Origin of the sequence: Bradyrhizobium sp. Y36 (genome assembly GCF_002531575.1) — a bacterium.
Lineage (GTDB): Bacteria > Pseudomonadota > Alphaproteobacteria > Rhizobiales > Xanthobacteraceae > Bradyrhizobium.
In genome coordinates, this window is the sequence record NZ_NWTI01000014.1 from 97604 (window position 1) to 110490 (window position 12887).

Here is a 12887-nt window from a genome sequence, read left to right on the forward strand (position 1 = left end):
GAACTTCAGGCCGTCCGCGCGCGGCGGCCCTCGATCGGGTAGGCGGGGTCGTTGTAGCCCGGGGTCGAGGGATGACCCGGCACGACCAGGCGGTCGATCAGCGCCTCGTCATCTCCGGTGAAGCGATAGTCGAGCGCGCTGATGTACCCGTCCCACTGCTCCTCTGTGCGCGGGCCGGCAACGATCGAGGAGACGAAAGCGGAGTTGAGCACCCAGGCCACCGCGAACTGGCCGGCCGTGATGCCCTTCTTCTCGGCGTGGATCTTGATCTCCTGCGCGAGCTGGAGCGATTCCGGCCGCCATTCGGTCTGCATCATGCGGGTATCGTTGCGGCCGGCGCGCGTCTCCTTGTCGGGGACGGCGTCCGGCTTGTACTTGCCGGTGAGCACGCCGCGCGCCAGCGGGCTGTAGGGCACGATGCCGAGGCCGTAATAGGAGCAGGCCGGGAAGTGCTCGACCTCGGGCATGCGGTTCATGGCGTTGTAATAGGGCTGGCTCACCGCGGGTCGGTCGATGCCGAGCCGGTCGCAGATGTTGCAGATCTCGGCGACGCGCCAGGCACGGTAGTTGGAGACGCCGAAATAGCGCACCTTGCCCGCGCGGATCAGGTCGCCCATCGCGCGCACCGTCTCCTCCAGCGGCGTCGCGTGGTCTTCCTTGTGCAGATAGTAGATGTCGATGTGATCGGTGCCGAGCCGCTTCAGGCTCTCGTCCGCCGCCTGCAGCACCCAGCGCCGCGACAGGCCGACGCGATTGGGGTCATTCCCCATGGGATTGGCGAGCTTGGTCGCGAGCACCCAGGCATTGCGATCGCTGGCGATGGCGCGGCCGACGACCTGTTCGGATGCACCCTTGGAATAGGCGTCCGCCGTGTCGATGAAGTTGATGCCGGCGCCGCGCGCCTTGTCGATGATGCGCTTTGATGCGGCTTCATCGGTCGGCCCGCCGAACATCATGCTGCCCAGGCAGATCGGCGACACTTTCAGGCCGCTGCGGCCGAGCTGACGGTATTGCATGGGCGGATCCTCGCTGCTTTTGGCTGGTGCAATCATAGCCGCCCAGTTCCGTCATTGCGAGCGCAGCGAAGCAATCCAGAGCTGCGTCGGCACGCTCGGTGTCAAGCCGGGCGACGACAGCGGAGTGTGCGGTGAGCAACAGTGGCGTTCTCGCTGAGCAGAGCTATCCCGGCCCCTTCAGAATCTTGAACACGCCGTTCGCCATCACGATGCAGCGGTTGTCCACCGTCACTTCCGTGCTCATGAAGATCAGGCTGCGGGTCGAGCGGACCACGCGGGGGCGGGAGATCAGGATGTCGCCGATCTGGCCGGCCTCGACGAAATGGGTGTCGAGCTGCACGGTCGCCATGTATTCCTTGCCGGAGGTGTAGCGGGCGGTCATGCCGCAGGTGCGGTCGGCGAAGGTCATCATCACGCCGCCCTGGACCATGCCGCGGCGGTTGTGGTGCTTGTCTTCGGTCGCGAGCGCGAACTCGTAATGACCGTCGACCTTGCGCTCCCACAGCGGGCCGACGAGGTGCATGAAGCCGGTGGTCTCGAGGATGCTCCAGCCCTCTGATTTGAGCCTTGCGGCGGCCTTGCTCGTCATCGCTCCGTACATCCCTCCAACGCGTCTCTCTCCTCGTTTCATCAGATGCGGTCCTGGTGTAGTCAAGCATCATGAGACCTTTCGGCGATGCCACCAGACGGAATATCGAAGCCGCCTGCGCCTCCTTCGCGCGGCTGCCTGACGCGGCCGAGCCGTCGGCGCTGAAGCGCGCGGCGGTGGTGCTGGCGCTGACCGAATCCAGCGACGGTGACGACACGGCGTTCCTGCTCACAAGGCGCGCATCGAGCTTGCGTTCGCATCGCGGACAATGGGCGCTGCCCGGCGGACGCTGCGATGCCGGCGAGACACCAATCGAAGCGGCGCTGCGCGAGCTGGACGAAGAGCTCGCGCTCAAACTTTCGGCCGACGCGGTGCTCGGCCTGCTCGACGATTATCCGACCCGCTCCGGCCATCTGATCACGCCGGTCGTGGTGTGGGCGGCCGACAGTGCCGCGATCAAGCCGAATCCGGACGAGGTCGCCTCGGTCCATCGCATCGCGCTCGACACGATCGAGCGCGACGAGGCCTTCGATTTCACCGCGATCCCCGAAAGCGCCCGCCGGGTGATCCGCTTCCATCACCAGATGAGCCTGATCCACGCGCCGACGGCGGCCTTGATCTACCAGTTCCGCGAGGTGCTGGCGGGGCGGCAGACCCGCGTCACCGAGCTGGAACAGCCTGTATTCGCCTGGAAGTGATGGTAAACGGCGCGTTAACGTGACGGTTACCGGATGCCTGCTAAGAGGGCGGCATGCATCGATCGATTCGAAACAAATTGGCGCTGGTTCCACTCGCGCTCGTCCTGCTCGCGCCGTCCGCGCGCGGCGGCGAGGCCGACGCGCTGCCGCCGGCCGTCCGCAATGCCAACGCCCAGCTGCTGTCGCAGTTTTTCGCGCAAGGCGGCGCGTCGCCGGCCGTGCTCGAATATCGCCGCAAGCTCGCAGAGTACCAGGCGGCGCGCGCGGCCTTCGACGCCGAGGCCGGCGCCTATTGGAGCCAGATCTCGGAGAAGCGGAAAGGCCGCAACGCCAAGCGGCGCAGCGGGCAGCAGATCACGCTCGACGACTACGTGCTGGAGCATCCGCCGCTCTATAACGGGCCGAAGAAGCCGGTGAATCCGGAGCCGGAGGAAACGCCGGACCGGCCTGCCAGGAAGCCGATCCCCGTGGTCGCCGACTTCCTGCGCGCGGCGCAGGAGCTCTACCAGTTCACGCCACAGCGCCCCTCCAGCGAGGTCGAGTTCAAGCGCGCCTATGCACGCTACGCGCTCGCCTCCGGGCTGACGCGCGATCAGGCGGTGCGGGTTTATTCGTTCGAGACCGGCGGCACCGGCAGCCACGACGTGCAGGCGGGCATCGAGCACGGCGGCAAGCGCGCGATCTCGACCGCGATGGGCTACAACCAGCTCCTGACCACCAACAGCGTCGAGCTGCTGGCCGAGCAGGGCCACGAGCTCATTCGCGCGCTCGCCGACAAGGTGGCGCGCTCATCGGGGCCGCCGCGGCAGGCGCTCGAGCACAAGCTCGCTGTTCTCAAGAAGATGGTGACGCATGCCAAGTCCGTGCCCGACACCTGGTCGGAGCACGAGAAGATCGGCAACACCGCGCAGGGCTGGGCCATGCACGCGATGGTGCTCGACATCGATGTCGGTCCGATGCTGCAGACCCACAAGCTGCTCACCTCGGTGCTGTTCGCCCGCGCCAAGGGCTACACCCGTCCGCTCACCGCGGCCGAGCTCGAGATGATGAACCTCACCGGCGACGGCACCGGGCTCGACATGGTGACGATGCCGCAGGCGATGCGCGAGCAGGTGCCGACCTCGAACTTCTTCCAGCGCGGCGGCTATGAGCGCAACCCGGTCGCGATCCGCCATAACACGGTGGCCAAGCTGCTGGCGGTGACGGACGACCGGATGGATTCGAACAGCGCCAAACCCGGCGCAAGGGAATTGGCGGCGGCGTTCTAGCTCATCGCCTGCCACATCCTCCGCTGTCATGCCCCGGCTCGACCGGGGCATCCAGTACGCCGCGGCCTCTCGATTCAATCACCGCGGCCTCTGGAATACTGGATCACCCGCTTTCGCGGGTGATGACACCGAGAGTGCTCCAGCTACGGCGCTGTCCCTACTGATCCGGCCCGAACTTGAACTTGCCGTCGCCTTCCAGATACGGGCCGCTGCGCATGTAGAGCTGGCCGTTGTGGCCGATGAAGAACAGCGTGCCCCGCGGGACCTTCTTGGCGCCCTTCAGCAGCTCGCCGGCGTTGCTGGTGCCCATCTTGTAGGAAAAGGTCTTGCCGTCCTTGTCATAGGCGTAGCCGGTGTCGGGCTTCAGCTCCCACGGCGTTGCCGGCGCTTGCGCGGCAGCGGGCCCGGCGAGGCCGCCGAGCAGCGTGACGAGGGCAATCGAAACAGGTGCAAATGTCTTCGTTGAAAATTCCATGATCCATCCTCCCCGCCGGCGGGGCACCGGCCTTGAACAAATCACGAACGGTGCGTCCGGGTCAATTTGAGAAAGCGCCGCAGCGCATCACGTCTTGCCCAGCAGTTTGTGATTTTCCCCGCGTCCCCTCGCGACTATGTTCCGCTTTCCGTCTAGAACGCAACTCGACAAAATTATTGGTAGGGATGATTCGGATGCGCCACGTGATTAAACTCTGCTGGGCTGCTGCATTGTCGTTGACGGCGCTGGCGCCGGCCGCTCGGGCCGATGACTACCAGCTCAGCCACAACCAGCGCATTTCGTGCAGCCGCGGCCTTGCCCCGGGCAAGCTGAACACGGCGACCTGCAAGTCCTACACCTATCTCTTCAACACCAGGACCTCGGAATATTTCCGCTGCCAGGTTTCGCTGGCGCTGACCCGCGACAACAAGGAAGTCATCAACGTCCAGACCGATGGCGGCTGCACCAAGAAGCCGCGCATCTTCGAGACCGACGGCCATTACGATTTCGACGCCACCGAGACCGAGCCGCCGAACACCAACTCGTTCTTCGGGCCCGGCGGCTATTCGATCTGGGCCGCCGACGTGACCGCGCAGAAGGTGCGCGGCTGCATCACCATCTCCTCGGGCCTCGGCTCCGATATCTCCAAGTGCCTGGACATGACGTTCCAGTAAACGGCTGGCGCGTCCGACCCGATGTCCGGACGTGCTTCAGATCCGACTGCGCCACGTCGCCGCAGCCGCCGGGTTCCCGAATAATCGAGCCGGAACGGCCATTTCCCGCAGTTCTGTTTTGTCTATTGGATGGGTTGACCCGCATCCCTCATCCGGCCAATTTCGCCGCCGGTTTGGGGAGAACAACAACCATGAAACGGACCATTTTCGGCGCGGCCGCGGCACTTGCTCTGGCGGCGTCGGCACCTTGCGCGCAGGCGCAATCCTTCATCAACGTGCTGACCGGTGGCACCTCGGGCGTCTATTATCCGCTCGGCGTCGCGATCGGAAAGATCTACGGCGACAAGATTCCGAACGTGAAGACGCAGGTGCAGGCCACCAAGGCGTCGGTCGAGAATTTGATCCTGCTGCAGCAGGGCCGTGGCGAGCTGGCGTTCACGCTGGGCGATTCGCTGAAAGCGGCCTGGGACGGCGAGGAGGAAGCGGGCTTCAAGACCAAGCTCGACAAGCTCCGCACCATCGGTGCGATCTACCCGAACTACATCCAGATCGTCGCCACCACCGAGTCCGGCATCAAGACGCTGGCCGATCTCAAGGGCAAGAGCCTCTCGGTCGGTGCGCCGAAATCGGGCACGGAGCTGAACTCGCGCGCGATCCTGGCCGCCGCCGGCATGAGCTACAAGGACCTCGGCAAGGTCGAATATCTGCCGTTCGCCGAATCCGTCGACCTCATGAAGAACCGCCAGCTCGCGGCGACGCTGCAATCTGCCGGCCTCGGCGTCGCCTCGCTCAAGGACCTCTCGACCTCGAGCCCGATCACGGTGGTGTCGGTGCCGAAGGAGACCGTCGACAAGATCGGCCCGCCCTTCGTCTCCGCGATCATTCCGGCCAACACCTATACCGGCCAGGACAAGGACGTGCCGACCGCGGCCGTGATCAACTATCTCGTCACGAGCTCCGCCGTGTCGGACGATCTCGCCTATCAGATGACCAAGCTGGTCTACGAGTCGCTGCCGGAACTGCAGAATGCGCACGCGGCCGGCAAGGAGATCAAGCTGGAGACCGCCGCCACCGGCAGCCCGGTTCCGCTGCACCCCGGCGCGATCCGCTATTACAAGGAAAAAGGGCTGATCAAGTAGGTCGGCTCTCGTCATCGAACGTCATGGCCGGGCATTAGCGCGAAGCGCGTCTTCGCACAGATGTCCCGGCCATCCACGTTCTAGGAGCAGGCGAAAGATCGTGGATGCCCGGGACAAGCCCGGGCATGACGGCGCGGGTGGACCGTGCCAATGCTATAAGCGCTCGACGATTGGGGATGGGTTGACATGCTGGAAAAGGCAGAGGGTACGGCGCCTGCGCCCGACAAGATCAAGGTCGAGTTCGACAATTTCGAGCACGGCTTCCCGGAAGGCTTCGGCCCGCGCGGCTGGGGCGCGCTCGCCTATTGGATCGGCATCGCCTTTGCCACCTTCCAGCTCTACGTCGCCGCCTTCAACTATCTGCCGAGCCAGGTGGTGCGCGGCGTCCATGTCGGCTTCCTGGTCCTGCTCACCTTCGGCCTGATCGCCAACTTCACCGCGAGGAGCAATGCCGGCCGCGCGCTCGGCTGGGCGATCGGTGCTGCCGGCTTCTTCTGCGGGCTCTACCAGTGGATTTTCTACGCCGATCTGATCGCCCGCGACGGCGATCCGACGCGGCTCGATCTCGTGGTCGGCACGTTGCTGCCGGTGCTGATCTTCGAGGGCACACGGCGCCTGATGGGGGCGGCGCTGCCGCTGATGTGCGGGGCCTGCCTCGTCTATTGGTTCTTCGGGCAATATCTGCCGTCGCCCCTGAATCATCGCGGCTATGATTTCGACCAGATCGTCACGCATCTGTCGTTCGGCACCGAAGGCTTCTACGGCGTGCCGATCTACGTCTCGGCGACCTATATCTTCCTGTTCATATTGTTCGGCTCGTTCCTGGAGCGCGCCGGCATGATCCAGCTGTTCACCGATGTGTCTCTTGGTCTGTTCGGCAGGACCCGCGGCGGACCTGCCAAGGTCGCGGTGTTCGCCTCGGGCATGATGGGCACGATCTCCGGCTCCGGTGTCGCCAATGTCGTCACCGTCGGCCAGTTCACGATTCCCTTGATGATCCGGTTCGGCTATCGCCGCGCGTTCGCCGCCGGCGTCGAGGCCACGGCCTCGATGGGCGGGCAGATCATGCCGCCGGTGATGGGCGCGGTCGCCTTCATCATGGCCGAGACGCTCGGCGTGCAATATTCGGAGATCGTCAAGGCGGCGGCGATCCCCGCGATCCTCTATTTCGCGTCGGCCTTCTGGATGGTGCATCTGGAAGCCGGCAAGCACGGCCTCGTCGGCATGAAGCGTTCGGAGATTCCGAGCGCCTGGAAGGCGCTGGTGACGCGCTGGTACCTCGTGCTGCCGCTCGCTGCGCTGGTCTACATGCTGTTCGAGGGGTTCACGCCGCTCTATGCCGGCAGCATGGGCCTCGCCCTGACCGTGGCCTTGATCCTCGGCACCGCCATCACGACGGGCGCCTCCTCGAACGTGATCCGCATCATCTTCTGGGTCGGACTTGCATTGATCGTCGCCGCGCTGTCGCGTGACGGCCTCAAGATCGTGCCGGTCGCGAGCGTCGTCGTCGGGCTGATCTTGATTGCCGCCTTCGTGCGTGGCGGGTTCAAGGCCTTGCGCGAGTGCCGCGACGCACTGGCCGAGAGCGCCAAATCCGCCATCACCGTCGGCATGGCCTGCGCCATCGTCGGCGTCATCATCGGCATGATGTCGCAGACCGGCGTCGGCACCATTTTCGGCGGCTGGGTGATCGGGCTCGGCGAGAAGAGCCTGTTCCTGGCGCTGATCATGACCATGCTGCTGTCGATCCTGCTCGGCACCGGCATTCCGACCATTCCGACCTACATCATCACCGCCGCGCTCGCAGCGCCGGCGCTGGCGAAACTCGGCGTACCCCTGATCGCGAGCCACATGTTCGCGTTCTATTACGGCATCATGGCCGATCTCTCGCCGCCGGTCGCGCTGGCCGCGCTCGCGGCGGCGCCGATCGCGAAGGAGAATCCGGACAAGATCGGCTGGGAGGCGATGCGCATTGCGCTTGCCGGTTACGTCATTCCCTTCATCTTCGTCTATTCGCCGGCCCTGATGCTTCAGGCCGGCGATCCCATGGCGGCCAAGCTCGGCTTCTACGGTGCGGTGGCGCTCGCAACGCTCAAGGCCTTGGTGGCGATCAGCTTGTTCGGGATGGTCGCGATCGGCTTCCTGTTCACGCGGCTGACGCTGATCGAGCGCCTGGTCGCGCTCGGTGCCGCGTTCTGCCTGCTCGGCGATTTCCAGTTCAGCGACACCGCGGGCTTCGTGCTCGCCGCGGCGATCGTGCTGTGGCAATGGCGGCAACGTCCGCCGGCGCCTGTCGAGGCGGTGTGAGCTTCTGCTTCGCAACGGCGTTCGGCGTAAAGGCGCTGGCGCTGTCCGCGTTCACGCTGGTGTGGACGCATTCGATCGCCAAGGTCGACTGGCAGGAGGATTGGCGCGTCACACCCGCGGGTCTCGAGCTCGTGCAGGCCCGCGTCAAGGGCACCGGCCCCGGCATGGAGCCGCCGCCGGAGGCGCGGCTGGTGGACGGCTGGTTTCAATGGCAGCCCGCGCGTGCGCCGATGCAGGACGTCGTGCTGGGCAATTCGGGCGCGGCCGGGGAATGGCGGCTGTGCCATGACGGGAAGTGCCGGACGCTGTCGGAGATTGTCGGACATCCCATTGGTGCTAACGTGACGACGATGAAGATCTGCAACGATCCGTAGCCCGGATGGAGCGCAGCGCAATCCGGGACGGTGGCCCCGGATTACGCTTACGCTCCATCCAGGCTACAAGAACAACAACAAGGAGACACGCGATGGATCGGCTCAGGGGCAAGGTTGCGATGGTGGTGGGGGCCGGCTCGATCGGTCCGGGCTGGGGCAACGGCAAGGCGACCGCGGTGACCTTTGCGCGCGAGGGCGCGCAGGTGTTCTGCGTCGACCGCAACGGGGCCGCGGCCGAGGAGACCGCGAAGATCATCACCGGCGAAGGCGGCAAGGCCACGGCGTTCACGGCCGACGTCGCGCGGCCCGCCGAGATCGAGGCGATGGTCGCGGCATGCCTGAAGGCCTATGGCCGCATCGACGTGCTCGACAACAATGTCGGCATCGCCGAGATGGGCAGCGTGGTCGAGGTCACCGAGGAGAGCTGGGACCGCGTGTTCTCGGTCAACCTCAAGAGCGCCTATTTCGCCATGAAGCACGTCATCCCCGTCATGGTGAAGCAGGGCGGCGGCTCGATCATCAACATCTCCTCGATCGCCTCGATCCGCCACATGGGCATCTCCTACGTCACCTACGGCACCTCGAAGGCAGCAATGAACCAGATGACGCGCACGACTGCGATCGAGTTCGCGCGCCATCATGTCCGCGTGAATGCGATCCTGCCCGGCCTGATGAAGACGCCGATGGTGGAGCATTCCGCCGGCCTCGCCGCCAGCTATGCCAAGGGCGATGTGGAAGCGATGTGGCGCGCGCGCGACGCGCAGGTGCCGATGGGCCACATGGGCGATGCCTTCGACGTCGCCAACGCCGCGCTGTTCCTGGCCTCGGACGAGTCGAAATATGTGACGGGGATCGAGCTCGTGGTGGACGGCGGGATCACGTGCAAGGCGGGGGCGTAGCTTCAATCTCCGCTGTCGTCCCGGATCGGCGCTTTGCCCCAGTCAACGCTGTGCGTTGTCTGGGGCTTCGCTTGTCCGGGACGGCAGCTGAATGTCGAGCCGCCTACTGCGCCAGCGCCAAGATCCCGCCGGCGAACGAATGCCACGCCGCGCTCTCGCTGATCGGCCAGTTCAGCACCTTCACCGCCAGCAGCGCGAGCGTGCCGGTGATGTAGACCGGGTGCACGCGGCCCTCGGTGCGCCAGTCGCGCACCATGGCGACGACGAGCAGCAGCGAGGCGACGACGGCCGGCGCGATCGTCACCGGCACCGGCGGCGGGCCGGGCGGTCCGGGAGGGGCGAGGAAGGTCAGGAACCAGCGCGCGATCGCGGCGTCGAGGATCGAGACCGCCGCGAGCAGCATCAGCCGCTTGTGAATCTCGGGCTTGCGCGTGTTCGCGATCGCCAGCACGAACACGATGGCGAAGAACGCGATCCCGCTCATCGGCACGATCGAGAAGCCGATGCCGGCCTCGCGCTGCCCGAGTGCAGCGGAATGCTGCATCACGTGCACGGAGGCGAGGAAGCCGAAGATCGTCATCGCGGTCGCGAGCGACACGCCGGCAATGCCGAGCGAGCGGTGATTGACCACGCGGCCGGAGGCCGCGAGCCATGTCTGCAGCACGAAATAGAGCGACCAGGTGAAGAACAAAAATCCGTGAAAATGAATCACCGGGCTTGCGGACAACGTCCGGTGAGCGAGCGGCACCCAATAGGTCGGTGCGAAGCCGAGAAAAGCCGTAGCCGCGCAGGCCAGGGCCATGTGAAGATAAAAATATCGTGCAGGCGACGCATCACGCGCGCGTACACGACGGTCGTCGGTCAGGGTCGTCATCAGGAGTGAGTCTGGAAAAGTGGCGGTTGGTTCAACGCCATTTTCGTTCCGGATCGGCGCGCGCCTGAGGGCGCGCTTGTCCGGGACGACAGAGAAATTGTTGCCTCATCCCCCCGCGCTCAATTCTGCGCGATCGAGCTCCTCTTCGATCCGGTGGAAGGCATCGTCGCCGATCACCTCGGTGGCGCGGAGTGCGATGATCGATTTGCGCGCGGCCTCGATGGCGCGGCGGCGCAGCGGATCGGCGGGCAATTCGCCGTTGGCGATGCCGCCCCTGGGATCGCTCTCGGCCTGCATCAGGATGGCGCGATATTCGAGCCGCAGGATCTCGGCCTCTTCCGACGGATCGCTCTCGATCGCATCCAGCGCGGCGCGATAGGCCACCGCGCGTGCGTGCGCGACCTCGGTGCCGACGGGATCGTCGTCCTTGAGGCCGAACGCCAGGATCAGCGGCCGCAGCGTCAGGCCCTGGATCACCAGCGATCCCAGCACCACGGCAAAGGCGATGAAGACGATGAAGTCGCGATAGGGAAAATTCTCCGGCAGCGCGAAAGCGGTGGCGAGCGTGACGAGACCGCGCATGCCGCACCAGGAGATGATGAGGCCGCCCTTGGGCGAGGCGACGGCCCTGGGGTCCTTCGGATGATAGAACCCCTGCGCGACCAGCATACGCAAGATCGTGCGATAGAACGTCACCCAGAGCAGCCGGACCAGCACCACGGTGAGCAGGATCCAGGCCGCGGCCACGCAATATTCCCAGCGCACGTCCGCGTCCAGCCGCGTCCAGATCGGCCGCATCTGCATGCCGATCAGCATGAAGGCGAGCACGTTGAGAACGAACACCATCGTCTCCCAGACCGCATAGGACGGCACCCGCAGCCGTGCCGGCATACGCAAGCCCGCCGAGCGCGCCATGGTCATGGCATAGACCACGATGGTGAGAATGCCGGAGAGGCCGAGATGCTCGGCGCCGATCCAGACCATGAAGGTGGTGGCGAATTGCACGATGATCGCGCTCGGGGCTTCCCTCACCCGCTCCATCAACAGCGGAATGATGCGGCCCGCGAGCAGGCCGGCGACGACGCTGCCGACCAGGGCGAGCGCCATGGTCGGCGCGACCTGGCTCCATGTCAGGTGCTCAGCCGCGACCGCGCCGACCGCGATGCGATAGATCAGCAGTGCGCTGGCGTCGTTGAGCAGGCTTTCGCCCTCCAGCACCTTCACCATGCGATGGGGCAGCTTGACCTGGCTCAGGATCGCGACCGCGGCGGCCGCATCCGGCGGCGCCACGATGGCGCCGAGCGCAACCGCGGCGGCCCAGGGCATGTCGGGCATCAGCCGGTGCGCGACGAAGGCGACGCCGGCCGTGGTCAGGCCGACCGCGGCGACGACCAGGGTCGAGACGGGAACCCAATTGTTGCGCAGATCGCGCAGCGAAGTGTCGAACGCGGCATCGAGCAGGACCGGTGCGACAAAAAGGGCCAGCGCCAGGTCGGGCTCCAGCGTCCAGGACGGGCTCGACGGCACGAAGGCGATCAGCGCGCCGCCGATGGCGAGAAAGGTCGGATAGGGGACCTTGATCCGCCGCGCCAGCGCCGATAAGCCAACGGCGCCGAGCAGAAGCACGATGATCCATTCGAATGTCGACACGATGATCCCCGAAACCGGTATGAGCGGCGCCACAAGCTAGCACCAATCCGGCCGTATGATGGATAGCAAGGTCCCGAGGCAAAACGTAAGACGAGCCCGAAAGCAAGACGTCCGACTGCAACGAACATGCGTTTTCAAAAACTCATTCAATTGTCAGGTGCCGTGCTGCTGTGCGCACTCTCGCTTGGCGCCGCCCAGGCTGCGACCGGGGGAGAGCCGGCCGCGGTGATACAGGTCGACGTCGCGCCATGCCTGGCGGCGGCCGCAGCCGACGACATGGACAAGGCCGCCACGGCGTGTGCCGCGGTTATCGACAATGAGAAGACGGCAAAGGGCGATCTGATCAAGGTGCTGGTCGCGCGCGCGGCGCTCTATGCCCGGCACGAACAGGTCGACCGCGCCATCGCCGACGACAGCCGCGTCCTGTCGCTCGATCCCACCCTCGCCGACATCTTCAACGCGCGCGGCGAGCTCTGGCTGAGGAAGGGCGACAAGCCCAAGGCGGTGCAGGATTTCGGCGCGGCGCTGAAGATCGATCCGAACCACGAGAAGGCCAAGGCCAATCACAAGGCGATGGCGCGCGAGATCGAGCGGATCGGCGCGCAGATGGCGGTCGCGGGCAAGCCCAGCTTCAATTGCGCGCGCGCACGCCGTGCGGTGGAGAAGGCGATCTGCGCCAATCGCGAGCTCGCCGATCTCGATCGCGATATCTACGGATCGCATTTGCGCGTCCTTCGCGAGGCGCAAAGCCCGGCGGAGGCCGGCAAGATCCAGCGCGAGCAGGACGATTTCATCGCGCGCAGGAATGCCGGATATGGCCGGCCTGGCTATGACCTGAAGAAGGCGATGCAGGACCGGCTGCAACAGATCAACGGGGTCGACGGGTATTGAGGGGCGCCGCTCCGGGAGGGAGGCGATTTGAAC

General features: G+C 65.5%; 13 protein-coding genes. 8 read left to right on the forward strand and 5 right to left on the reverse strand.

Features of this window, described 5'->3' with window-relative positions; all coding sequences use genetic code 11:
- Positions 1–5 precede the first annotated feature (5 nt).
- Both CO669_RS22475 and CO669_RS22480 read right to left on the reverse strand, forming a co-directional pair.
- Complete coding sequence (locus CO669_RS22475) at positions 6–1016, reverse strand: aldo/keto reductase (RefSeq protein ID WP_097662205.1); 1011 nt, start codon at positions 1014–1016, stop codon at positions 6–8.
- Between the two features lie 163 nt (positions 1017–1179).
- A complete protein-coding gene (locus CO669_RS22480; RefSeq protein WP_198964191.1) occupies positions 1180–1605 on the reverse strand; it encodes a PaaI family thioesterase in 426 nt (141 codons plus the stop codon).
- Positions 1606–1676: 71 nt separating this feature from the next.
- On the opposite strand from CO669_RS22480, the gene CO669_RS22485 reads away from it, so the two are divergent.
- The gene (locus CO669_RS22485) at positions 1677–2303 is read left to right on the forward strand and encodes an NUDIX hydrolase (RefSeq protein WP_198964192.1); all 627 of its coding nucleotides are present in this window, start codon (positions 1677–1679) and stop codon (positions 2301–2303) included.
- Between the two features lie 53 nt (positions 2304–2356).
- Positions 2357–3571, forward strand: a complete 1215-nt coding sequence (locus tag CO669_RS22490) for a hypothetical protein (protein ID WP_097662121.1) — start codon at positions 2357–2359, stop codon at positions 3569–3571.
- Positions 3572–3728: 157 nt separating this feature from the next.
- Here CO669_RS22490 and CO669_RS22495 read toward each other — a convergent pair whose 3' ends face one another.
- Positions 3729–4046 carry a hypothetical protein gene (locus CO669_RS22495; protein ID WP_097662122.1) on the reverse strand — a complete coding sequence of 106 codons (318 nt, stop codon included), beginning with the start codon at positions 4044–4046 and terminating at the stop codon, positions 3729–3731.
- A 194-nt stretch (positions 4047–4240) separates the two neighbouring features.
- On the opposite strand from CO669_RS22495, the gene CO669_RS22500 reads away from it, so the two are divergent.
- The 5 genes from CO669_RS22500 to CO669_RS22520 all read left to right on the forward strand — a co-directional run bounded on the left by CO669_RS22500 (position 4241) and on the right by CO669_RS22520 (position 9439).
- A complete protein-coding gene (locus CO669_RS22500; protein ID WP_198964193.1) occupies positions 4241–4720 on the forward strand; it encodes a hypothetical protein in 480 nt (159 codons plus the stop codon).
- A 191-nt stretch (positions 4721–4911) separates the two neighbouring features.
- Positions 4912–5859: a TAXI family TRAP transporter solute-binding subunit gene (locus CO669_RS22505; RefSeq protein ID WP_097662124.1), complete on the forward strand. Its 948-nt coding sequence runs from the start codon at positions 4912–4914 to the stop codon at positions 5857–5859.
- A gap of 186 nt (positions 5860–6045) precedes the next feature.
- On the forward strand, positions 6046–8166 hold the full coding sequence (locus tag CO669_RS22510) for a TRAP transporter permease (protein WP_198964194.1): 2121 nt from the start codon (positions 6046–6048) through the stop codon (positions 8164–8166).
- Positions 8127–8540 carry a DUF1850 domain-containing protein gene (locus tag CO669_RS22515; protein WP_097662125.1) on the forward strand — a complete coding sequence of 138 codons (414 nt, stop codon included), beginning with the start codon at positions 8127–8129 and terminating at the stop codon, positions 8538–8540. The genes CO669_RS22510 and CO669_RS22515 overlap by 40 nt, the downstream gene beginning before the upstream one ends.
- A 92-nt stretch (positions 8541–8632) precedes the next feature.
- The gene (locus CO669_RS22520) at positions 8633–9439 is read left to right on the forward strand and encodes an SDR family NAD(P)-dependent oxidoreductase (RefSeq protein WP_097662126.1); all 807 of its coding nucleotides are present in this window, start codon (positions 8633–8635) and stop codon (positions 9437–9439) included.
- A gap of 103 nt (positions 9440–9542) precedes the next feature.
- Here CO669_RS22520 and CO669_RS22525 read toward each other — a convergent pair whose 3' ends face one another.
- Entirely contained in the window at positions 9543–10313 is a 771-nt protein-coding gene (locus CO669_RS22525) for a hypothetical protein (RefSeq protein WP_097662127.1), read from the reverse strand.
- A gap of 105 nt (positions 10314–10418) precedes the next feature.
- Positions 10419–11996: a cation:proton antiporter gene (locus tag CO669_RS22530; RefSeq protein WP_097662128.1), complete on the reverse strand. Its 1578-nt coding sequence runs from the start codon at positions 11994–11996 to the stop codon at positions 10419–10421.
- 93 nt (positions 11997–12089) lie between these two features.
- Between CO669_RS22530 and CO669_RS22535 the strand changes: the two genes are divergently transcribed.
- Complete coding sequence (locus tag CO669_RS22535; RefSeq protein WP_097662129.1) at positions 12090–12854, forward strand: tetratricopeptide repeat protein; 765 nt, start codon at positions 12090–12092, stop codon at positions 12852–12854.
- Positions 12855–12887: the final 33 nt, after the last annotated feature.